Below are 21,922 nucleotides of genomic sequence, written 5' to 3'. Positions count from 1 at the left end.
AGTTAGTACAAGAAACCATTTTTTTATAATACCTTTGTAAATCAAATTTTAGAACTAATCTATTTTAAAAAAGGTATGATAAAAGTTTCAGATATAGCGAGTAAACGCGTAGCCCTTTTGATGGATGATGAAGGGTTTAACCATACTACAGATTATGTACGTGTAGGAGTGACTAGTGGAGGATGTTCCGGACTTTCGTATCAATTAAAATTTGATCACGAGATAGGAGAAGACGATAAGGTTTTCGAAGACAATGGGGTGAGAATCGCAGTGGATAAGAAAAGCTTTTTGTACCTAGTAGGAACGACTTTAGAGTATTCTGGAGGATTGAACGGTAAAGGTTTTTATTTCAACAATCCAAATGCAAGTAGAACTTGCGGATGTGGAGAAAGCTTTTCATTATAAGACCTCAAGGTAGAAAGGCGGATGTACGTCTGTCTTTCTTTCCTTTTGATAATTAGTTTAATAAAAGAAGCGTACGAGAAAGTAGTGGCTTTTAAGTATAAATATATGAGTAAGTATACAGAAGAAGATTTAAAGAAAGAATTAGAAACCAAGGAGTATGAGTATGGATTCTATACAGATATAGAGTCAGAGACATTTCCTGTTGGGTTAAATGAAGATATTGTTAGAGCGATCTCTGCTAAGAAAGGTGAGCCTGAGTGGATGACTGAGTGGAGGTTAGAAGCATTCCGTATCTGGGAATCTATGGTAGAGCCAGAATGGGCTAATGTGAACTATACTAAACCTGATTTTCAAGCTATATCTTACTACTCTGCACCTAAGAAGAAGGATGAGTATAAGAGCTTAGATGAGGTGGATCCAGAACTGATAGAGACTTTTAATAAACTAGGTATTTCGCTTAATGAACAGAAGCGCCTTACTGGTGTAGCGATGGATATCGTGATGGACTCTGTGTCTGTAGCGACTACATTTAAAGAGACTCTAGCTGAGAAAGGTATTATATTCTGCTCTATCTCTGAGGCGATCAAGACGCACCCAGAGCTAGTGAAGAAATATTTAGGTACTGTGGTACCACAGACAGATAACTTCTATGCAGCGCTGAACTCTGCGGTATTCTCAGACGGTTCATTCTGTTATATTCCTAAGGGTGTTCGTTGTCCTATGGAGTTGTCTACATACTTCCGTATTAACCAGGCTGGTACAGGTCAGTTTGAGCGTACATTAGTGATCGCTGATGAGGGTAGTTATGTTTCTTACTTAGAGGGATGTACTGCACCATCACGTGATGAGAACCAATTACACGCTGCTGTAGTAGAGCTTATCGCTATGGATGATGCTGAGATTAAATATTCTACTGTTCAGAACTGGTTCCCTGGAGACAGTGAAGGAAAAGGAGGAGTATTTAACTTCGTGACTAAACGTGGTCTATGTGAGAAGAATGCTAAGATCTCTTGGACACAAGTAGAGACTGGATCTGCTGTGACATGGAAGTACCCATCATGTATATTAAAAGGGGATAACTCTATCGGTGAGTTTTACTCTATCGCTGTGACGAATAACTTCCAACAGGCGGATACTGGTACTAAGATGGTACACTTAGGTAAGAATACGAAGTCTACTATTATTTCGAAAGGTATATCTGCTGGTAAATCTCAAAATAGTTATAGAGGATTGGTTCAGATGGGACCTAGAGCTGAGAATGCTCGTAACTTCTCTCAATGTGACTCTTTATTAATGGGTAATGAGTGTGGAGCTCATACATTCCCTTATATCGAGGCTAAGAATACTACTGCTCAGATCGAGCATGAGGCGACAACTAGTAAGATCGGTGAAGACCAAATCTTCTATTGTAACCAACGTGGTATTCCTACAGAAAAAGCGATTGCACTTATCGTTAACGGATTCTCTAAGGATGTGTTGAATAAGTTGCCAATGGAGTTCGCTGTAGAAGCACAAAAATTATTAGAGATTTCTTTAGAAGGAAGTGTAGGTTAATCTACGCCTAAACTAAAGAGTTCAAAAAATCAGATTACCTCAACAAAATTAAATAAGACAATTTATGTTACAGATAAAAAATTTACACGCAAGTGTTGAAGATAAAGAAATATTAAAAGGAATTAACTTAGAAGTAAAAGCTGGTGAAGTACACGCTATCATGGGACCTAACGGTGCTGGTAAGAGTACATTATCATCTGTGATCACTGGTAATGAAGCATTCGAAGTTACTGAAGGAGAGATTCTTTTAGATGGAGAAGAGTTAGGAGAATTAGGACCAGAAGAAAGAGCTCATAAAGGAGTGTTCTTATCGTTCCAATATCCTGTAGAGATTCCTGGTGTTTCTGTAACTAACTTTATGAAAACAGCAATCAACGAATCACGTAAAGCACAAGGATTAGAAGAAATGCCTGCGAACGAGATGTTGAAAAAAATCAAAGAGAAAGCAGAGTTATTAGAGATCGATAGAAAGTTCTTATCTCGTTCTCTTAACGAAGGATTCTCTGGTGGTGAGAAAAAACGTAATGAGATCTTCCAGATGGCTATGTTAGAGCCTAAGTTAGCTATCCTAGATGAGACTGACTCAGGATTAGATATCGATGCTCTACGTATCGTAGCTAATGGAGTGAACAAACTAAAAAGTGAAGATAACGCAGTAGTGTTAATTACGCACTACCAACGTTTATTAGACTATATCGTGCCAGATTTCGTACACGTATTATACGATGGAAAAATCGTTAAGACAGGAGGTAAAGAATTGGCATTGGAATTAGAAGAAAAAGGATACGATTGGATCAAAGCTTCTTTAGAGAAGTAAGAATACTAGATCTCAAGAATCAATCATTTTAATCTAATTGCAAAGAAAGAATTATGGAGCTTAAAGATAAATTAATTACGTCTTTTGTGGCTTTTGAACAAGGTTTAAAAGGTGAACATGAAGGTTTACACGATATCCGTTTAGAAGCATTAAAGACATTCGAAGATAAAGGATTTCCTACTAAGAAAGTAGAAGCGTGGAAGTATACTTCATTAAACTCAATTTTAAAGAATGAATTCCGCGTATTACAGAAAGAGGAGACAGCGATAGAGTATAAAGATGTAAAGAAATACTTCTTAAGTGATTCTGATACTTATAAATTGGTGTTTATCAATGGGGTGTTCAGTTCTCACTTATCATCTACTACTCATGATGGGTTAGACGTATGCTTAATGTCATCAGCAATGACTAAGCCTAAATATAAAATGGTGATCGATGCCTTTTATAACAATACGGCTGATAAGACGGATAGTATGACAGCGCTAAACACAGCTTTCGCTACAGAGGGAGCTTTTATTAATATCCCTAAAAGTAAAGTAGTAGCTAAGCCGATAGAGATTATATACTTCTCTACGGTAGCAGATAAAGCCCTGTTAGTACAACCTCGTAACTTAGTAGTAGTAGGAGAGAATGCTCATGTACAGATCGTAGAAAGACATCAAAACTTGACTAACTCTACTGTACTTACTAATGCTGTAACGGAGATCGTTGCGCATAAACGTGCTATCGTAGATTTCTATAAGTTACAGAATGATAACGAAGAAGCTACACTAGTAGACAATACATATATTACTCAGAAGCAAGAGAGTAGAGTTTCTGTTCATACTTTCTCATTCGGAGGTAAGTTGACTAGAAATAACTTAAACTTCTATCAAGACGGAGAACGCATTGATAGTACGTTAAAAGGAGTGACACTAATCAGTGAAAAACAACACGTGGATCACTATACATTAGTATCTCATAACCAGCCTAACTGTGAGAGCCACCAGAACTATAAAGGTATCTATGATGGTAACTCTACTGGGGTATTCAATGGTAAGATCTATGTAGATAAAATAGCACAAAAAACAGATGGTTTCCAACAGAGTAATAATATATTATTAAGTGAGAAAGCTACTATCTATGCTAAACCACAGTTAGAAATCTTCGCTGATGATGTGAAGTGTTCGCATGGATGTACTATAGGACAGTTAGACGATGATGCTATGTTCTATATGCGTCAAAGAGGAATTCCTAAGAAAGAAGCAAAAGCATTACTAATGTATGCTTTTACAGATGAAGTAATGGAGTCTGTAAAAATACCTGAGTTAAAATCTAAGGTAGCGAAAGTAATTGCTGGAAAATTAGGAGTATCTATGGGATTTGAAATTTAATTTCACGTTTTTTATACTTGGTCAAATATAAAAGAGACTGCCTTAGGCAGTCTCTTTTTGCATTTAATAAATGCTATGGTCATATTGGTTAGGTATGCTAATTATAATAATAAAAACGACCTAGCTATTGGGGGAGCTAGGTCGCTTAAGAAAAAGAAAGTTTGTTGTTTTTGTTGTACAATGAATATTTCATATATCGTGCCAAAAAATGTAATGCGTTGTGTCTTAGAATGTGAGGGTATAAAACGACTTGTTTTTAACATTATTTTAAGATGTTGGTGTTTTATTGATGATGATTTCTTTTTTGTGTTATTATTAAATGTTGGTGTGTTCTGATTATTATAAGGTTTTGGTATTGATGGCTAGTAAGTAGCTTGTAGTGCACTGTAGTTGTTTTTACGCGTTTTTACGCTATTTTAAGATAACTATCACATAGAGTTGCTTTTGTCAATAATACGCGCTTAAAAAGGTTGTATATACAATATTATACCTATCCCACTTTATGCGACCATAATAGACTAGAAGTGTGCATATACAGTCATAAAAGGCAATGTAGAGGATAAAGAAAGTATGAAGTAATAGTTTTGTCCATAGAATTATAGTTCATACGTTCTTTGACATACTGTATAATACGATGAGGTAGAAGAGGAGGGATAAAAAAAGAGAGAACCCTCTGTATGAAGATTCTCTCTGTATAGATTATAAGATAATATAGATTGAGTTCTTAAGATTCACAACTGCTACATGTCACTAGGTTCGTTACCATCTCTTTAGATACACTCTGACTACGCTGGTAGTATAGTGTTTTAACTCCTAGTTTCCATGCTTCGATCATTAGGTTGTTTACTTCCTTGATCGGTAGGGCAGAAGGGATGTTTAGGTTTAAGCTTTGTGCTTGGTCTACGTACTTCTGTCTCACAGCAGCTTGTTGTATGATTTCAAGTTGACTGATTTCTTTGAATGTCTTGAATACTGCTTTTTCTTCTTCAGTAAGACCTTCTATCTGCTGTACACTACCACCGTTAAGCATGATAGTTCTCCATGTCTCTTCGTTGTCTAAGCCTTTTTCTTCAAGTAACTTCGTTAGGTATTTATTCTTACGCATGAAGTTTCCTTTAGATAATCCAGCTTTGTAATAGTTACTACTAAAAGGTTCTATCCCTGGAGAAGTCTGTCCTAAGATAGCAGATGATGAGGTAGTAGGCGCGATAGCCATAGTAGTCGTGTTACGTCTACCATATCCTTTCATGATCTCTGGTTCACCATAGATACGCGCTAATTCTTGAGACGCTTTGTCTGCTTTAGCACTAATGTTATCAAATATTTGATTTGTTAGCATTTTAGCTTGTAGCCCTTCGAATGGGATCATATTCTTCTGTAAGTATGAGTGCCATCCTAGTACACCTAATCCTAGCGCTCTATGACGTTTAGCAAAACGATTAGCAGCAGCTAAATAGTAGTTTCCTTCTGTTTTTTCTATAAACTCTTGGAGTACCGCGTCTAGGAAGTAGATCGCTAGTTTAACAGCTTCTGTGTCTTTCCACTCGTCGTATAACTCTAAGTTCATAGAAGATAAACAACAGATGAAAGATTCGTCATCAGAAGAAGGAAGCATAATCTCAGAACAAAGGTTACTTGCGTTCACACGCATATTAAGATCTTTGTATACTTGTGGTTTATGCCCATTCACATTATCAGAGAAGAATAAGTATGGCATACCTTTTTGTTGGCGACTCTCTAGTACTTTAGCCCATAATTGTCTCTTCTCTCTATCCCCATCTATCATCTCTTGCATCCAGTAGTCTGGTATACATACTCCATAGAATAGGTTCTGGATAGGGTTACCGATATTTTTTATATTTAAGAATTCTTCACAGTCAGGATGGTCTATGTCTAGGTATGCTGCAAAAGCACCTCTACGCACACCTCCTTGTGATATGGTGTCCATAGCTGTATCGAACAACTTCATAAAGCTTACAGCACCACTACTCTTACCATTATCTGTTACTGCACTACCTCTCTCGCGTAGCGCTCCAAAGTAACCTGATGTACCACCACCGATTTTGGTTTGCATAATTACTTCACCAAGCTTGTGTGTGATTCCTTCTATACCATCTGGAATATGTACGTTAAAACAAGAAATAGGTAGACCTCTCTCTGTACCCATATTAGCCCATATAGGAGAGCTTAGACTCATCCATCCACGTTCTATCATCTCTTGGAATGATTCTTTTAATTCAGGTTTATACAGTCTTCTGGCAGCAGCTGATGCGATACGGTCGATAGCACCTTCTACCGTCTCTCCTTTAAGCAAGTATCCTCTATTAAGGATTTGTTCACTTTCGGAGTTTTTCCACCAAAGTTTTTCTGTTAGGTTATCGTTGTCTTCTGTCAATAATGGTAATGAGAAATTGTTCATAGAATTCTTTTAGGTTTTTTTGATAGTGAATTTTTTGGTTTAGAATAGGTCGTCTGCAGAGAAACTCTTATCGTGCTTCGTATAGTCAACAGGTCTCTTAGCGAAGAAATCATCTAAACTGTTTGCGAACACTTCTTCTTCGAACCAAGCCATTGGTTTGTATTGTTCGTGGGTGATATTAAATACCTTTTTAAGGCCAATCTTTTGCATACTTTCGTCTACTCTGAACTTCATGAAGTTTAATAGATCTGCTTTGTTTACCGTTTCTATTTCTCCTGTGCTGAAGATCCAGTCTAAGATTCTGCTTTCGATCTCGATAGATTTATGGATTACTTCATTGACATGATTGATTAACTCGTCATCAAAGAAGTCTGGAAACTCGTCTCTAATCACGTTAACGATATAGATACCTGCATTAGCATGTACTTGCTCGTCTACTGATGTCCATGCAATGATGTTGCTCACATTCTTCATCAGTCCTTTAAAACGAGTAAAAGATAAGATGATGGCAAACTGGCTGAACAGAGATACATTCTCTATCAATAAAGAGAATAGGATAAGAGATACTACGTATTTTTTGCGGTCAGTATAGTTACCAGAGTTCTCTAATACTTCTGATAAGTATTCTACTCTTTCTTTAATAACAGGTACTGTCAGTAAGTTCTCGAACTCGTCATTATATCCTAATACATCTAATAATCTAGAATATGCTTCTGAGTGTCTAAACTCACATTCTGCAAATGTACTTCCTAGCCCATTAAATTCTGGTTTAGGGAAGTGTAAGTATAAGTTTCCCCAAAAGGTCTTAACTGCAACTTCTATCTGTGCAATAGCTAATAAACTATGCTTAATAGCTAGTTGTTCTTCTTTCGTTAAGTGCGAATGGAAATCTTGTGTATCTGCTGTGAAGTCAACTTCACTATGTACCCAAAATGATTTATTAATTGCATCTGTGAATTGGTAAATTCCAGGATACTCAAACGGTTTGTAGTTTACTCTTTTATCAAAAATCGACATAGCTTAATTTTATTAGATTACATAATTAGGACAATCTTATTCTAGTCAAAACGTCAAGTGAGTGTACTTTTTAAAAGTGATAAACACTTGTAAACACTGCGATAGCCTTGTGTGTAAGTAGATAAGATTGACGAAGTTATCTTAGCTAATTTACTCTTTACTAAGGACTAAATCAATAGAAAATGTTTGAAAATCATAATTAGTTATTAAACATCTGTTGATAACTATTATTTGTTGAAATGTTGTGATTGTCGATTTAATGGTGATATCATTTGAGAGTAGGTGTATTAAGACGATATTGTCTTAAGGCAATTTTGTTATTCCTAATTTTTATTGTGTTGTCTTAAAAAATATGTAATTTTTTATTTTTGATGAATAGAAGGGGACCTACTGAAAATAAAAAAAGTGGAAGGTATGCCTTCCACTTTTTAGTATATTAAGCTAGTTTAGCAACTAGTTCTCTCCATTGTTCTAATTCTGGTATTCCTGGTTTTCTCTTACCAAAGAATTGGACGATGATTTCGCCAATCTCGTTGAATACTTCTACAGAAGTTACAATACCATCTTCTGTAGGTTTGCGCACTATCCATGTCTGTGCTATCTTATCCATATCTAGGTGCATATTGAAGTCTGGGTCTAGTACATTGTACCAGTTCTGATGCCACATCGTTCTTTTTACTTCGCCTGTGTGAATCTGGATATTACCTCTATTCCCGACAAAGACCATAATAGGTGTCTGTGCCTCTGAAGCACCTTCTAACAAGGTTACGATAGCATCTTTAGTAATCTGCTTAGCGTAGTACTCATCTGGAGCTAATCTTAATGCTTGCGTACGCGTTAGGTTGTATTTCTTTAATAATGAAAAGAAGTTATGTGTATCTTTTAGTTCTTTCCACTCTGTTCTGAATCCTTCTACATCTATCTCTTCATCTAATCTTTCGTCTAGATTATGTATATAAGGCTCTGTTGTTTCTTCAGTTGACTGATTCTCTGAAGTATATTTTTTTACTAATGCGTGGAATGCTTCTTCGTTGCTCTGAGGTACTAAATAGATCTTGTGAATAGCTTCACCATCTTTACCAAAGAACTGTAAACTCATTCTGTCTTTATCTCCTGCTTTTTCTACTACTGCAAAAGCTTTTTTCCAATGACTTAAGAAGATTCTTAAATCAATGTCTGGATTAACGAATAGACCAGCGTGAGGGCTACTAAAATCTGGGTTAGCATACACCCCTTTTCTCTCGTGTACACATTCGTCATTACGCGTAAGCGCCATTACTTTTCCTAAAGTTTCTACTTCAGATAGTATTGCTTCAAATTCAGGTTTTAATCGCGTAACAGAATCTCCTATTTGTGTAGCAAGCAATTCCATTTCACTAGCGTTAAGTTCTTTGGCTGCGTTGCGTATTCTAATATGTGGATTGGTCTCCTTTAGAGCGTCCCAACGTTCTTTTAATGTTTGTGTGCTTGTACTCATAATTATTGTTTTTAGATACCAAATATTATTAAAGGGTTATTGCTAACAGGGTTTTTAGTCACCACACATGGAAAGTTATATACCTCAGAGATGATCTCTTGAGTTAATACTGCTGCAGGTGTATCATAGATTACTTTTTTTCCCTTCTGTAGCAAGAGTATTTTATCAGCATACTGTGCTGCTAAATTTAGATCATGTATTACTACGATAGCTGTATTTCCTTTAGCTGTAAATTCTTTAATGATGTCCATGATACGGTGCTGATGTAGTACATCTAGATTGTTCAAAGGTTCGTCTAAGAATAACAGCTTATTTTCAACATTATTGTTTAACTGTGATAATACTCTAGCTAAGTGGACGCGTTGTTTCTCTCCTCCTGATAGATGATTGTACTCTCTGTGCTGTAGTGGACAGATGTCTATACAGTCCATACTCTGCTGTACTGCAGTTTTGTCGTCTTCTGTAGGGATGTGGTCAAAATAAGGATATCTACCCATCATCACTACATCTTCTACGTTTAGAGGTATATCTCCATTGTGATGTTGTGAAAACTTAGCTTTGTGCTTAGGTAGTTCTTTACTACACCATTTAGGGTATTCACATGATTTCAATAGAACTTTGTTTCCCTTTTCGTGTAATTCGTCAGCAAGTATACTTAAGAACGTAGACTTACCCGCTCCATTAGGACCTAATATTGCAATAAACTCACCTTCTTTACATTCGAAGTCTATATCGTTAATGATATAATTTCCTTTTGCTAAATAGTTTATTTTAAAAGCTTCAATCATAACTAGAGTGATTTTTTAAACTTGATTAATATAGCAATAAATACTGGTGCTCCCATAATCGAAGTAAGAATACCTATCGGAATCTCTGAAGGAGGCACTAGTGTTCTGCTTATCGTATCTGCAACTAATAATAGTATACTACCACATAGTGTAGATAGGGGTAGAATGAAGTAATAGTTAGATTTAAAAACAAGTCTAAGTATATATGGAACTATTAATCCTACGAATCCTATAGTTCCAGTGAATGCTACTATGGTACCTACCATAAGGGCGGATAATAATACTATTTTTTTCTTTGTTTTTTCTACTGGTATTCCTAAGTGTGTAGCATCTCGTTCTCCTAGCATCATCGCATTTAAGGCCTTTCCCTTGTTGATTAACAAGATTATAGAAACTAATACAACTACTGCAAGGATACTAACTTTAGTCCAAGTCGCTCCTGCTAAGCTACCTAAGGTCCAAAAGGTTAAATTTCTCAATTCTTCATCACTTGATAAGTAAGTCAGCAAGCCTGTCGCAGCACCCGTCAGAGAAGTAATAGCTACTCCTGATAGTAGTAATACACTGATATTAGTCTTACCCGCTGTAGTAGACATTTTATATACAAAGGACATCGTGATGATAGCTCCTACAAAGCTCATTATACTCAATAATGAGTAGTGTACAGCTTCTGGGATCAAGGATTTAATATGAGATCCTAAAACAATAGTCACTGCTGCAAATAATACAGATCCAGCTGTAATACCTATAAGATCTGGCGAGGCAAGGGGATTCTTAAACATTCCTTGAAGTGTTGTTCCGGCAAGAGATAGTCCAGCGCCAGTTAAGATTGCCATTAGAACTCTGGGAAGTCGGACATCAAAAAATACATAATAGTCGCTTGGATTTACCTCTTGCTTAGTGAACAATATTTGATATAAAGTCTGGAATGATCCAGACTCAAATTGATAAACTCCTATGAATATAGACGCAATGGCTATCACAATTAAGATAACAGATAATACTATTGCGTAAAAAGAGAGTTTGGTTTTCATTATAATTTATTCAGATAGTAGTTGATTTAATTCTTTTGCTGCTTGGCCTACTCTTGGACCGAATCCACTTAATAATAAGCCATCCATCGCAATTACTTTTTTGTTTTTACCAGCATTAGTTTTGTTGATACCATCGATTTTTAATACTCCATCGATACCTCCCATACTTTGTAATCCTGTTGTGAACATTAGGATATAGTCTGGGTTACTGTTTAGTAATGATTCTGGTGTAAGAGGTTTGAAATCCTCAAATTCTGTTACTGCGTTTTGTCCTCCTGCTAGATCTACAATATTGTTTACAGGTGTTTTATCTCCTGCAACTAGAAGGGTAGCAGCACCACGAGCATAGATAAACAATACTTTAGGTTTGTTTTCAAAAGAAGGAAGATCTTGTAAGTCTTGATCTATTTTGTCTAGAAGCGATTGGTAGTTTTCATTGTTTAATGACTGAGCTACAGTTTTTATTAATGTCTTAGTTCCTTCTAAAGTGAACTCTTGTTTAATAACTTCTAAGCGGATTTTTGTCTTTTCTAATTGACTTTTGAAATCGTCGTTAAGGTCTTTTTCTGTAGCATATATAACCGTTGGTTTTAACGCCATAATGCTTTCAATTGATATTTTAGAAGTATGTCCTAGATCTTGAGCTGTTGTTTTAATGTCTTCAGGATAAGTGCTAGTTACGTCTACTGCTATTATATTTTCTTTTTCTCCAAGTGCAACAAGCGTTTCTGTAATTGCTCCATTTAGAGAAATAATTCTTTCTTTTACTTGAGTCGTTTCAACTGGTGTAGACTCTTGTTCTTTTTTAGAGTTACAGCTCATCATTGCTGTAACGATTAGGAATAAAGCTGTTAGTTTTTTCATTTGAGTTGTTTATTTGAAATAGTTCTAAATTATGGCAAAAATAGAATCTTTTTTACGCGTTACAAAACATATTTAGATTAATTTTAAATTAATATTTAGTAGGCTAAAGTATAGTTATCCTTATCTTTGCTTTTACATTTGCATACTAAAGAAGTATGAGAAGTATTTTTAATTAAATGAAAAGTAATATGTTAGATATAAAGGAGGTACGTAAGAATTTTCCAATTCTTACTCAATCAGTAAATGGCAAGCCTTTAGTTTATTTTGACAACGCAGCTACTGCACAAAAGCCAAAAGTGGTAGAGGATGCAATTGTTAAATATTACGAAACTATCAATGCAAATATTCATAGAGGTGTACATACACTTAGTCAATTGGCTACGGATGCGTATGAAGAAGCTCGTAAAAAAGTACAAGCTCATGTGAATGCTAAGCATGATTATGAAGTACTGTTTACAGCAGGGACTACGTTTGGAATAAACTTGGTAGCAAGTGGTTTTGGTAGTCTGCTTAAGGAAGGTGATGAGGTGCTTATCTCCGCTATGGAGCACCATTCTAATATTGTGCCATGGCAGTTCGCTTGTGAACGTTCAGGTGCTACATTGAAAGTTATTCCAATGAATCAGGAAGGTGATTTAATTATGGAAGAATTCGACAAGCTATTAAGTTCTAATACAAAAATAGTAGCTGTAACCCATATTTCTAATGCGCTTGGAACTATTAACCCAATTAAGGAAATTATTGCTAAAGCGCATCAAGCAGGAGCTGCTGTTTTAATCGATGGTGCTCAAGCAACACCGCATATTAAACCTGATGTACAAGACCTAGATTGTGATTTCTATGTGTTCTCAGGTCATAAGGTGTGTGGACCAACAGGAACTGGTGTTCTTTATGGAAAAGAAGCATGGTTAAATAAATTACCACCTTATCAAGGAGGAGGAGAGATGATCAAAACTGTGACTTTTGAGAAAACAACGTATGCATGTTTACCACACAAATTTGAGGCAGGTACGCCGAATATTGCTGGAGGAATTGTATTAGGAGTTGCTTTAGATTATCTAAACGGAATAGGGTTTGATAAAATAGCTGCTTATGAACATGAGCTTTTAGAGTATGGAACGAAGCGTTTATCTGAAATAGAAGGACTTAAAATATATGGGACTGCTAAAGAGAAGACTTCAGTGATTTCTTTTAATCTAGAAGGTATTCATCCTTATGATGTTGGAGTTATTGTAGATAAACTTGGTGTAGCGGTACGTACAGGACATCATTGTACGCAACCTATTATGGACTTTTTTGGCATTCCAGGTACAATTAGAGCTTCATTTGCTTTCTATAATACGAAAGAGGAAATCGATGTGTTAGTAGAAGCAGTGAAGAAAGCACAAATGATGTTATCATAATAAGTAAATAAAGAAAATATAACGATATGACAATTAAAGAAATTCAAGAAGAGATAATTGACGATTTTTCAATGTTCGACGATTGGATGCAACGTTATGAATATATTATTGAATTAGGAAAAAGTCTTCCGTTAATCGATCCTCAATATCAAGTAGAAGAGAACTTGATTAAGGGATGTCAATCACAAGTGTGGTTACATGCTGAGTTACAAGACGACAAGGTCGTTTTTACAGCAAATAGTGATGCTATTTTAACGAAAGGAATTATTGCTATTCTGATTCGAGTTTTTTCAGGACAGAGAACAGAGGATATCCTGAATGCTGATATGTCTTTTATTGACGAGATAGGTCTAAAAGAACATTTGTCTCCAACTAGAGCAAATGGATTAGTTTCAATGATAAAACAAATTAAAATGTATGCTTTAGCTTATCAAGCTAAACAATAAATTTATAGAGTATGGAAGAAGTAGATGTACAACAATTAGGGGAGAATATAGTTAAGGTTCTTAAAACTATTTATGACCCAGAGATTCCTGTAGATATATATGAGCTAGGATTAATTTATGATGTTTTTGTTAATGAGAATTATGATGTTAAGATTCTTATGACATTAACTTCACCTAACTGTCCTGTAGCAGAGACTCTACCAATGGAAGTAGAGGAAAAGGTACGATCAATAGACAATGTAAAAAGTGTTGAGATTGAATTAACTTTTGAGCCTTCTTGGACAAAAGATTTAATGAGTGAAGAGGCTAAGCTAGAATTGGGAATGCTTTAATTATGGAAGGGGAAATTGTAAATAAAGTTGCTAATAGCGCTCTAAAAGTTTTTGACCTAGAAGAGCTATATCCTACGAATCCTCGTATGGATATCGATATAGCACAGTGGTTATATGAGGGTTTTGTGCTTAGAGAGAAAGAGTTCAGGGCTGCATTAAAAGAAGTAGATTGGTCTCTTTATGAGAATGCTTACGTAGGATTGTTCTGTTCTACAGATGCTATTCTTCCAGGATGGGCATATATGCTTTTGACAAGTCATCTTCAACCTGTTGCCAAACGTATATTTTTAGGAGATAGAGCACATTTAGAAAAGTCTATTTATCAAGAATTGTTATTTTCTTTAGATTATTCTCAATATGCGGATTTACCAGTGATAATTAAAGGTTGCTCAAAGAAGGAAATTCCTGAGGAGGCGTATGTTTTAGCAACCCAATTAATGATGAATCACGCACGTTCAGTGATGTTTGGAGAAGCATGTTCTGCTGTACCTGTGTATAAACGTACAATTAAAAAGTAGTCCATTCTTTGCTATTTTAACTTATTGTTATTATTTTTGATTAAAATTTTAACAATATGAAGAGACTTTTATTAGGAGTGTGCGCTTTCTTAGCAGTGTATTCGGCTCAGGCTCAGGAAACTGAGGCTAATGCGGCAACAGAAGCTGTTAGCCCATGGACAAGAACAGGTAATTTTACTTTTTTACTTAACCAATCTAGCTTCTCAAATTGGCAAGCAGGTGGAGATAATAACGTATCTGGAAGTTTAAAAGTAAATTATGATTTCAATTACAAACAAGGTGATTGGAACTGGGATAATAAAATAATTGCTAGTTACGGTCTTACTAAGTTAAAAGGGCAAGATCAGAAGAAAACTGATGATAGACTAGAGTTTAACTCATTGCTAGGTAAAAAGGCTGAAGGTAACTGGTTCTATTCTGCATTCTTGAATTTCAAGACTCAGATGGATAGAGGGATAGATAAAGATGGAGTATACAACTCACACTTTATGTCTCCAGCTTATTTACAAGTAGGACCTGGTATGTTGTGGAAAAAGAGTGATAATTTGAAAGTGAATATTGCACCTGCTACTTCACGTTTCATTTTAGTTCATGACCACTTTACAGAGTTTGGTGATGCTTTTGGTGTCGAAAAAGGTAAATCAATGAAATACCAACTGGGGATGTCAGTTAATGGATACTACAAATTCGACATTATGGAGAATGTATCTGTAGAGAATATCTTAAACTTATATTCTAACTATCTGAAAAAACCAGAGAATGTGGTAATTGATTATCAGTTGAATGTAGTGATGAAGATTAATAAATATCTTTCTACAAACTTTACATTCCAAACAATCTACGATGACTTAGCTTATAAAGGCTTCCAAGTTAGAGAGATGGTAGGTGTAGGAGTAAACTACAACTTCTAATAGAATAAATAAAAAGTAAAAAGGTTGGCATTTGCCAACCTTTTCTTTTTTATAATAGGTTTATTCCTTTTTGTTCTGCATCTTTTCTTACTTCTTCTGGCCAAATACTTGCTTGTACTTCTCCAATATGTTTTTTACGTAATAAAAACATACAAATTCTTGATTGACCTAGACCTCCACCTATACAAAGAGGTAACTTGTCCTCAAGAAGTAAACTGTGATATAACAACGATTTTTTATCTAAAGCTCCTGCTAACTCTAATTGATGTTCTAAAGCTTCTTTATCTACTCTAACCCCCATAGAAGATAGTTCTAGTGATTTACCATGAACGGGGTTCCACACTAGTAGATCTCCATTCAATCCTTTATAACCATCTTCTGTAGGAGTAGTCCAATCGTCATAGTCAGCTGATCGACTATCATGTGGGTGTCCATTAGATAGCTTTCCTCCAATTCCTATAATAAATACAGCTCCATATTCTTTCGCTATTGCATGTTCTCTTTCTTTTGAAGTAAGAGTAGGGTATAGTTGTAAAAGTTGCTCAGAATGGATAAAAGATAGTTTTTTAGGCAGGATAGGTTCTATTCCTAGTTCTTCATATATTCTGTGTTCTGTGTCTAGCAATGTTTGATAGATTGAACGTACTATATTTTTCAAATAACTTAGAGTTCTATCAGATTTTTCAATGCGTAATTCCCAGTCCCATTGATCGACATAGATAGAGTGTATAGGACTGCTATCCTCATCTGGACGAAGGGCTTTCATATCTGTTAGAATTCCTTCATGAGCATCTAATTCTAGTTCTTGTAGTCTAATTCTTTTCCATTTTGCTAATGAATGTACTACTACGCCGCGATTGTTGTTTAGAAATTTTACAGGGAATGATACTGGACGTTCTATACCATTTAGATCATCATTAATTCCTGTGCCTTCATTTACAATCATAGGTGATGATATAGGATATAGATTAAGTGCATCACATAGTCCTTTAGAGAATTGTTCTTTGACTAATGCAATGGATTTTTCTGTTTGTAAAATTTCTTTTTTGCTCATGATTTTTTGTTTTTGAATTTGTTTTAAAATAAAAAAGGCTCCTCAGAGAGGAGCCTTTAAACGGATAATGAAATAATATATAATTAACTTAAATCAATGCCAATAGGATTCCTCTTCGAGTCGTAGAAACGATTCAAATTATTATTAGAGAAATTATTGTTCATTGATAAATACATATAATCAGCTTTTTAGCAATAGTGTAAAAATAGAAAAAATATTATTATCTAATCTTCTTTTACTAATTAATTTATAAACAAATATTTTATTCTTCTTCTGAAGATTCAATTAAATGGTCATAATCCGGGAATAAAAAGTTGTTATAAGGGAAACGTGTAATGTGGATTTCACGTACTGCTTCATACACTTTCTTTCTAAACTCTTCAAAGTTTTCTTTGTTTGTTGCAGAGATAAAAATAGCATTGTTTTCACCTACTTTATTCATCCAAGTCTTCTTCCACTCTTCTATCGAATAGTGTTTTGAAGTGCGTTCTGTCATTAGATCATCCTCTTCTATTCTCTCAGGTTGATAAGCATCTATTTTGTTAAATATCATAATAGTAGGCTTGTCATTACTCTTGATATCTTTAAGAATCTCATTTACAGATTCGATGTGATCTACGAAGTCATGGTGAGAAATATCTACTACGTGTAATAATAGATCTGCTTCTCTTACTTCATCTAAGGTACTTTTGAATGACTCAACCAACTGAGTAGGTAGTTTACGAATAAAACCTACAGTATCTGACAATAAGAATGGCAAGTTGCCAATTACGATTTTACGTACAGTTGTATCTAGTGTTGCAAACAACTTATTCTCTACGAATACTTCACTTTTACCTACAGCATTCATCAGTGTAGACTTCCCTACGTTAGTATATCCTACCAATGCTACACGTACCATCGCTCCACGGTTTCCTCTTTGAGAAGCCATTTGCTTATCGATTACCTTTAGTTTATCTCTTAAAAGGGTAATACGGTCACGTACGATACGTCTATCTGTTTCTATCTCTGTCTCTCCAGGACCTCTCATCCCAATACCTCCACGTTGTCTCTCTAAGTGAGTCCACATACCAGATAGCCTTGGTAATAAATACTGGAATTGTGCTAGTTCTACTTGAGTTCTTGCATAAGAAGTTTGTGCTCTTTGAGCAAAGATATCTAGGATTAAGTTAGTACGATCTAGTACTTTACAGTCTAATTCCCTAGAAATATTCTTTTGTTGAGCAGGCGATAGTTCATCATCGAATATCACGGTATGAATATCGTTCTCTACAATATAATTATGAATTTCTTGCATCTTCCCAGTACCAACAAAGGTCTTAGGATTCGGCTTGTCCATTTTCTGTGTAAAACGCTTATATACTTGTCCTCCTGCTGTAAATGTCAAAAACTCTAATTCGTCTAAATACTCATTTAGCTTTGATTCATCTTGATCTTGTGTAATGATTCCAACGATTACAGAACGTTCAAAATTTATTTCTTCTCTATCAATCATATAAACTATATTATAGTGCAAAATTACTAAAATTGTAAGACTAAATAAGAAGATACTTTAAAATACTGTCTTTTAATTTGTTATCACTACCCTTGAAATGTGGAATATTATGAAAACATTTACTCTTTTTATGAAATCAAATAAGTTTTACTCTTTGTTTTTCAGTATCTTGCTATAGATTGTTATGGTACATTTTTTGCCATTATAGAAGAAGTGATAACATTTTATACTTTTTGAAATGAAAATAATACAATATATATTTTTAGTTATTTTTTCTCTTACTGGAGCTTTAAGTTTTGGACAGAGAGCTGTCGTAACAGCTAATAACTATGACATTAGTGATAATTTAGACCTTCAAGCTGTAGCTTCTATATTTGGAGAGTCTAAAGATTTATCTGATTTTGAATTTAGACTGAATGACCCTAATTTGAGAATTAATAACCTTGACTTAAATAGAGATGGTTATGTAGATTATCTACGAGTTGTGGAATTAGTGGAAGGAAGAACACACCTTATTGTGATTCAAGCTGTATTAGGTAAGGATCTTTTTCAAGATGTAGCAACTATTGAAGTAGAAAAAGATACAAGAGAAAATGTTGTATTAATGCAGGTAGTTGGAAACTCTTATCTCTATGGACCTAATTATATTTATGAGCCTGTTTATTTAAGTAGACCACCTATGTTTACTTTATTCTGGACTAGTAATTACAGAGCATATCACTCATCTTGGGGATGGGGGTATTACCCTGATTATTATTATCATTATTCGCCATACAGCACTGATCGATACATGAGCCATGTTAATATTCAGATTAATCATTATAATAATTACTATTATTCAAGTAACCGATACAGCACACAGGCTCAGAATATGTATCAAGGGGTGGCTCAATCTTCTTATGAAAGGCAAAATCCTAATCAATCTTTTAGAACCAGATATAGTGAGGATAGTTTTTATAATAGAAAAGATTTAACCAATACTAGAGGTAGCTCTAACTCACGAAGTGAATATTCAGTAGATAGTAACCAGAACCCAAATTACAGAAGATCTGCTTATACGGATAATAGTAGTACATCTAGTAATGTAAACAGTAACTCTCGTTCTAGTTACAGTAGAGGTAGTAGTTTTACAGATAATACAGGTTCTAGTTCTTATAATAGAGGAGAGGCGATATCGAATACAGGGAGCAACAATTCTCGTTCTAGCTACAGTAGAGGTAACTCTTCTAGTAATGCGAGCTCATCGTCTAATAATTCCTCTTATTCTAGATCTAGTTATAGTAGAGGAAGTTCATCTTATCCTAGTAGCTCTAGCAATAGTAGTTATAGTCGTTCGTCTAGTAGTTCATCTTATCCTAGTAACTCATCATCTAGATCTAGTTATAGTAGAGGTAGCTCATCTTATCCAAGTAGTTCTAGCAATAGTAGCTACAGTCGTTCGTCTAGTAGTTCTTACCCTAGTAGCTCATCAAGTAGTAACTATAGCCGCTCATCTTCTGGAAGTAGCTCATCAGGCTACAGTAGAGGAGGAAGCAGTAGTTCATCTTCATCGTCTAGATCTAGTTATAGTCGATAATTTAAATGTAAATAAGCTAGTTTTAGCACTAAATAAGAAAAGGCGAAGTATCATTACTTCGCCTTTTCTGTATGCTTTAGATATGTCTTATTTAAAGATGTCATTTAAGATTTTAGCTAATCTTAATCCTCCTTTTAGTAATTGACTTTCTACGTTGTCTTTGTGATCAAAGTGGTATCTGTAGCTTAGAGACTCTTCAGGCTCTACACTAGCATATAGTTTATTCGCCATCGTGTACGAATCATAGATCCAATCTTCTAATGTACCAGAAGTGATTTTTTGATTGTAGTTAGCGCCGTGTACATCTAGTACAGTAGCATATTCTGTATAGCTGTATTTATCGAAATCAACTAGAGCAGAGTCCCATAGACTGTGTAAGTTAGTTGCTTTTCTAAACCATTCTATCTTTACTCTATTTCCACCAAGATCCTCTGGTCTACCGATGTGTAGTGGTTGATGAGCATCACCGATGATATGGATTAAGAAGTACAGATTCTCTTGTTTTTTTGCTAATGGAAGATTCTTGTCTTTTAACTCTTCGATAAGGATAAGAGCTCTTTTATATAAGTTTTCATCTGTAGAGTTCGCTAGTTCTTTATCGAATGCTTGTCTATCTAGATCACCAGGCATATTGATATAGTGCCAGCTATCTGCGAACTTCCAAGAAGGATCTGACTTTAAAAAGTCTGGCCAGTTAGCCCAATACGCTAATTGTTGGTTGCCAATGATTTCTTTTAATTGTTTTTTAGCTTTTTTGCTTAGGTTTCTTTCTGCTAATTCAGCTACTACTCTGTGACCAGTAGTACCCCAAGCAAATACATTAGCTGTCTGTAATGCAAAGAATGCAACTACAAATAGGGATAATAATTTCTTCATAATATTATTCGTTAAATAGAGCTATAAGTTCTGTAGCATCACTTGGTTTCATCTTTCCTGCGATAACTAAACTCAACTGTTTACGTCTTAAGGCTCCGATGTATCTTTCTTTCTCTAAATCTGTTTCAGGGATTAGCTCAGGGATAGCTACAGGATGACCTGTGTCATCTACAGCTACGAATGTATAGATAGCTTCATTTGCTTTTTTCTTTATTCCTGATTCTCTGTCTTCGATCCATACATCTAAGTACACTTCCATAGATGAGTTAAATGAGCGAGATATTTTAGCCTCCACAGTTACTACACTTCCTAGAGGAATGGGTCTGTTAAAAGCGACGTGGTTCACTGATGCCGTAACACATACTCTGCGCGAGTGTCTTCTAGCAGCGATACCAGCAGCTCTATCCATACGAGCTAATAATTCTCCACCGAACATATTATTAAGTGGGTTAGTCTCTCCTGGTAGAACTAAGTCTGTCATTAAAGTAGCTGATTCAGATACTAATTTTGCTTCCATTGTTATTATTTTCGACAAATATAGGCACATTAAATAAAAATCCCGAACCTTTTCAGATTCGGGATATATGTTTTAACTATTTATTGTACTAAAATCCAAGCATCAATATTGACAGTATTATGTATTTTTCTCATTTCTCGCTGAGCTTCTTGTTGAGTCGTATAGCTACCATAAGAGACAGGGTAGACTCCATATTTTGTACGAGATAGTGCTTTTGCTCCTTCATACCCTTTTTTCTGTAGTTTCTTAGCCTCAGATAGAGAAGTTTGTTCTGATCTAAAAGCACATGCGATAACGTGGTAAGGGGTACTTACAGTCTCTTCTATAAGCTCCTCTTCTTTTACTGGAATAGAGATAGTAGTGGCTGTAGGTTCTATGATAAAGGTCGCTTGTTGTATTTTATTCTCTACTCTACTCTGCACATTTTTACTTACAGTATATGCCTCATCATTTAAGTACGCTTCATATCCTTTGTTTACAAAGACTCCAGCTGTACTAATAAATAAAGCTACTACAGCAGCATATTTAAAGAATGTATACTTCTTATTTGTCTTCACAGTAGGTACCGTAACAGTTTCAGCAAGTGGGATGATAGGAGATCGCTCTATCGTCTTTGCCATTACTGTAGATAGACCAAAAGAGGTCATTAAGTAATTACTATTAGAAGCAGGTTCGAATACTAGATTACCTTCAGAATTAGTTTGGAACATACCCACATTCAGTAATTCTAAACTACCGATATTGCGCAACTCTACTTCCCATCCTTTAATATTCTGATTGATTAAAAGAACAGCTTCATCATAAGAGATATTCTCTTCTACAGCGATATGATTAGCTAATAACCCATCGTTATGCTTAATACTCGCATTAAAAGAAAGACTCTTCTGTGGAGGGAAGAAACATTGTTTCTCCTCACTGTAGTATGATGACTTGATTTCTGTCAATAGAGCTCCAAAACCAGGAATGATTACACACTGGTATCTATAAAGCAAAGCTGATATGTATTTTTCGATCTTCATAAAGACAAAATTACATTAAACAATAAC

Annotated in this window: 21 protein-coding genes; 10 read left to right on the top strand and 11 right to left on the bottom strand. The window is 35.2% G+C overall.

Annotation, left to right across the window (positions count from 1 at the left end; genetic code table 11):
* Positions 1–75 precede the first annotated feature (75 nt).
* From HX049_RS07380 to sufD, 4 genes are all read left to right on the top strand, one after another.
* The gene (locus HX049_RS07380; RefSeq protein WP_131540386.1) at positions 76–405 is read left to right on the top strand and encodes a HesB/IscA family protein; all 330 of its coding nucleotides are present in this window, start codon (positions 76–78) and stop codon (positions 403–405) included.
* 105 nt (positions 406–510) lie between these two features.
* The gene (gene sufB, locus HX049_RS07375) at positions 511–1,959 is read left to right on the top strand and encodes a Fe-S cluster assembly protein SufB (protein WP_041895060.1); all 1,449 of its coding nucleotides are present in this window, start codon (positions 511–513) and stop codon (positions 1,957–1,959) included.
* A gap of 64 nt (positions 1,960–2,023) precedes the next feature.
* A complete protein-coding gene (gene sufC / locus HX049_RS07370; protein ID WP_041888229.1) occupies positions 2,024–2,776 on the top strand; it encodes a Fe-S cluster assembly ATPase SufC in 753 nt (250 codons plus the stop codon).
* A gap of 53 nt (positions 2,777–2,829) precedes the next feature.
* Positions 2,830–4,149, top strand: coding sequence for a Fe-S cluster assembly protein SufD (sufD, locus tag HX049_RS07365; RefSeq protein ID WP_286415114.1), 1,320 nt, complete (start codon positions 2,830–2,832; stop codon positions 4,147–4,149).
* Positions 4,150–4,873: 724 nt separating this feature from the next.
* Here sufD and HX049_RS07360 read toward each other — a convergent pair.
* The 6 genes from HX049_RS07360 to HX049_RS07335 all read right to left on the bottom strand — a co-directional run bounded on the left by HX049_RS07360 (position 4,874) and on the right by HX049_RS07335 (position 11,748).
* Positions 4,874–6,568 (bottom strand): ribonucleoside-diphosphate reductase subunit alpha, encoded by a 1,695-nt coding sequence (locus HX049_RS07360; RefSeq protein ID WP_006257886.1) that lies wholly within the window; start codon positions 6,566–6,568, stop codon positions 4,874–4,876.
* A 39-nt stretch (positions 6,569–6,607) separates the two neighbouring features.
* Positions 6,608–7,585, bottom strand: coding sequence for a ribonucleotide-diphosphate reductase subunit beta (locus HX049_RS07355; RefSeq protein ID WP_006257885.1), 978 nt, complete (start codon positions 7,583–7,585; stop codon positions 6,608–6,610).
* A 436-nt stretch (positions 7,586–8,021) separates the two neighbouring features.
* Positions 8,022–9,062, bottom strand: coding sequence for a hemin-degrading factor (locus tag HX049_RS07350; protein WP_286415112.1), 1,041 nt, complete (start codon positions 9,060–9,062; stop codon positions 8,022–8,024).
* A gap of 11 nt (positions 9,063–9,073) precedes the next feature.
* Positions 9,074–9,850, bottom strand: coding sequence for a heme ABC transporter ATP-binding protein (locus HX049_RS07345; RefSeq protein ID WP_131540389.1), 777 nt, complete (start codon positions 9,848–9,850; stop codon positions 9,074–9,076).
* Positions 9,851–9,852: 2 nt separating this feature from the next.
* Positions 9,853–10,884: a FecCD family ABC transporter permease gene (locus tag HX049_RS07340; protein ID WP_131540390.1), complete on the bottom strand. Its 1,032-nt coding sequence runs from the start codon at positions 10,882–10,884 to the stop codon at positions 9,853–9,855.
* Between the two features lie 6 nt (positions 10,885–10,890).
* Positions 10,891–11,748: a heme/hemin ABC transporter substrate-binding protein gene (locus HX049_RS07335; RefSeq protein ID WP_286415107.1), complete on the bottom strand. Its 858-nt coding sequence runs from the start codon at positions 11,746–11,748 to the stop codon at positions 10,891–10,893.
* A 188-nt stretch (positions 11,749–11,936) separates the two neighbouring features.
* Here HX049_RS07335 and HX049_RS07330 point away from each other — a divergent pair, with 188 nt between their 5' ends.
* The 5 genes from HX049_RS07330 to HX049_RS07310 are packed head-to-tail and all read left to right on the top strand — an operon-like array spanning position 11,937 to position 15,358.
* Positions 11,937–13,151 (top strand): aminotransferase class V-fold PLP-dependent enzyme, encoded by a 1,215-nt coding sequence (locus HX049_RS07330; protein WP_286415104.1) that lies wholly within the window; start codon positions 11,937–11,939, stop codon positions 13,149–13,151.
* 26 nt (positions 13,152–13,177) lie between these two features.
* The gene (locus HX049_RS07325; RefSeq protein ID WP_286415103.1) at positions 13,178–13,597 is read left to right on the top strand and encodes a SufE family protein; all 420 of its coding nucleotides are present in this window, start codon (positions 13,178–13,180) and stop codon (positions 13,595–13,597) included.
* A gap of 11 nt (positions 13,598–13,608) precedes the next feature.
* Positions 13,609–13,929, top strand: a complete 321-nt coding sequence (locus HX049_RS07320; protein WP_006257878.1) for an iron-sulfur cluster assembly protein — start codon at positions 13,609–13,611, stop codon at positions 13,927–13,929.
* Between the two features lie 2 nt (positions 13,930–13,931).
* Positions 13,932–14,447, top strand: coding sequence for a DUF2480 family protein (locus HX049_RS07315; RefSeq protein WP_286415102.1), 516 nt, complete (start codon positions 13,932–13,934; stop codon positions 14,445–14,447).
* Positions 14,448–14,503: 56 nt separating this feature from the next.
* A complete protein-coding gene (locus HX049_RS07310) occupies positions 14,504–15,358 on the top strand; it encodes a DUF3078 domain-containing protein (protein ID WP_131540395.1) in 855 nt (284 codons plus the stop codon).
* A gap of 49 nt (positions 15,359–15,407) precedes the next feature.
* Here HX049_RS07310 and asnA read toward each other — a convergent pair whose 3' ends face one another.
* Together asnA and hflX are read right to left on the bottom strand one after the other, a co-directional pair.
* The gene (gene asnA / locus HX049_RS07305; protein ID WP_286415098.1) at positions 15,408–16,412 is read right to left on the bottom strand and encodes an aspartate--ammonia ligase; all 1,005 of its coding nucleotides are present in this window, start codon (positions 16,410–16,412) and stop codon (positions 15,408–15,410) included.
* Between the two features lie 262 nt (positions 16,413–16,674).
* Positions 16,675–17,907, bottom strand: a complete 1,233-nt coding sequence (hflX, locus tag HX049_RS07300) for a GTPase HflX (protein WP_006257874.1) — start codon at positions 17,905–17,907, stop codon at positions 16,675–16,677.
* 238 nt (positions 17,908–18,145) lie between these two features.
* Here hflX and HX049_RS07295 point away from each other — a divergent pair, with 238 nt between their 5' ends.
* A complete protein-coding gene (locus HX049_RS07295; protein WP_286415097.1) occupies positions 18,146–19,483 on the top strand; it encodes a hypothetical protein in 1,338 nt (445 codons plus the stop codon).
* Between the two features lie 87 nt (positions 19,484–19,570).
* Here HX049_RS07295 and HX049_RS07290 read toward each other — a convergent pair whose 3' ends face one another.
* From HX049_RS07290 to HX049_RS07280, 3 genes are all read right to left on the bottom strand, one after another.
* Positions 19,571–20,359 carry a S1/P1 nuclease gene (locus HX049_RS07290; RefSeq protein ID WP_006257872.1) on the bottom strand — a complete coding sequence of 263 codons (789 nt, stop codon included), beginning with the start codon at positions 20,357–20,359 and terminating at the stop codon, positions 19,571–19,573.
* 4 nt (positions 20,360–20,363) lie between these two features.
* Positions 20,364–20,876, bottom strand: a complete 513-nt coding sequence (locus HX049_RS07285) for an acyl-CoA thioesterase (protein ID WP_006257871.1) — start codon at positions 20,874–20,876, stop codon at positions 20,364–20,366.
* Between the two features lie 80 nt (positions 20,877–20,956).
* Positions 20,957–21,895, bottom strand: a complete 939-nt coding sequence (locus HX049_RS07280) for an SPOR domain-containing protein (protein ID WP_286415096.1) — start codon at positions 21,893–21,895, stop codon at positions 20,957–20,959.
* Between the last annotated feature and the right edge of the window lie 27 nt (positions 21,896–21,922).

The organism is Myroides odoratimimus (assembly GCF_030326305.1).
In the GTDB taxonomy this organism is placed as follows: Bacteria; Bacteroidota; Bacteroidia; order Flavobacteriales; family Flavobacteriaceae; genus Flavobacterium; species Flavobacterium odoratimimum_A.
The sequence above is the reverse complement of the archived record's forward strand: the minus strand, read 5'-3'. Positions and strand labels throughout refer to the sequence as shown.

Bases quoted from the DNA above. Each gene is read 5' to 3' on its own strand.
- HX049_RS07380 (WP_131540386.1), top strand. From the start codon at position 76: ATGATAAAAGTTTCAGATATAGCGAGTAAACGCGTAGCCCTTTTGATG.
- sufB (WP_041895060.1), top strand. From the start codon at position 511: ATGAGTAAGTATACAGAAGAAGATTTAAAGAAAGAATTAGAAACCAAG.
- sufC (WP_041888229.1), top strand. From the start codon at position 2,024: ATGTTACAGATAAAAAATTTACACGCAAGTGTTGAAGATAAAGAAATA.
- sufD (WP_286415114.1), top strand. From the start codon at position 2,830: ATGGAGCTTAAAGATAAATTAATTACGTCTTTTGTGGCTTTTGAACAA.
- HX049_RS07360 (WP_006257886.1), bottom strand. From the start codon at position 6,568: ATGAACAATTTCTCATTACCATTATTGACAGAAGACAACGATAACCTA.
- HX049_RS07355 (WP_006257885.1), bottom strand. From the start codon at position 7,585: ATGTCGATTTTTGATAAAAGAGTAAACTACAAACCGTTTGAGTATCCT.
- HX049_RS07350 (WP_286415112.1), bottom strand. From the start codon at position 9,062: ATGAGTACAAGCACACAAACATTAAAAGAACGTTGGGACGCTCTAAAG.
- HX049_RS07345 (WP_131540389.1), bottom strand. From the start codon at position 9,850: ATGATTGAAGCTTTTAAAATAAACTATTTAGCAAAAGGAAATTATATC.
- HX049_RS07340 (WP_131540390.1), bottom strand. From the start codon at position 10,884: ATGAAAACCAAACTCTCTTTTTACGCAATAGTATTATCTGTTATCTTA.
- HX049_RS07335 (WP_286415107.1), bottom strand. From the start codon at position 11,748: ATGAAAAAACTAACAGCTTTATTCCTAATCGTTACAGCAATGATGAGC.
- HX049_RS07330 (WP_286415104.1), top strand. From the start codon at position 11,937: ATGTTAGATATAAAGGAGGTACGTAAGAATTTTCCAATTCTTACTCAA.
- HX049_RS07325 (WP_286415103.1), top strand. From the start codon at position 13,178: ATGACAATTAAAGAAATTCAAGAAGAGATAATTGACGATTTTTCAATG.
- HX049_RS07320 (WP_006257878.1), top strand. From the start codon at position 13,609: ATGGAAGAAGTAGATGTACAACAATTAGGGGAGAATATAGTTAAGGTT.
- HX049_RS07315 (WP_286415102.1), top strand. From the start codon at position 13,932: ATGGAAGGGGAAATTGTAAATAAAGTTGCTAATAGCGCTCTAAAAGTT.
- HX049_RS07310 (WP_131540395.1), top strand. From the start codon at position 14,504: ATGAAGAGACTTTTATTAGGAGTGTGCGCTTTCTTAGCAGTGTATTCG.
- asnA (WP_286415098.1), bottom strand. From the start codon at position 16,412: ATGAGCAAAAAAGAAATTTTACAAACAGAAAAATCCATTGCATTAGTC.
- hflX (WP_006257874.1), bottom strand. From the start codon at position 17,907: ATGATTGATAGAGAAGAAATAAATTTTGAACGTTCTGTAATCGTTGGA.
- HX049_RS07295 (WP_286415097.1), top strand. From the start codon at position 18,146: ATGAAAATAATACAATATATATTTTTAGTTATTTTTTCTCTTACTGGA.
- HX049_RS07290 (WP_006257872.1), bottom strand. From the start codon at position 20,359: ATGAAGAAATTATTATCCCTATTTGTAGTTGCATTCTTTGCATTACAG.
- HX049_RS07285 (WP_006257871.1), bottom strand. From the start codon at position 20,876: ATGGAAGCAAAATTAGTATCTGAATCAGCTACTTTAATGACAGACTTA.
- HX049_RS07280 (WP_286415096.1), bottom strand. From the start codon at position 21,895: ATGAAGATCGAAAAATACATATCAGCTTTGCTTTATAGATACCAGTGT.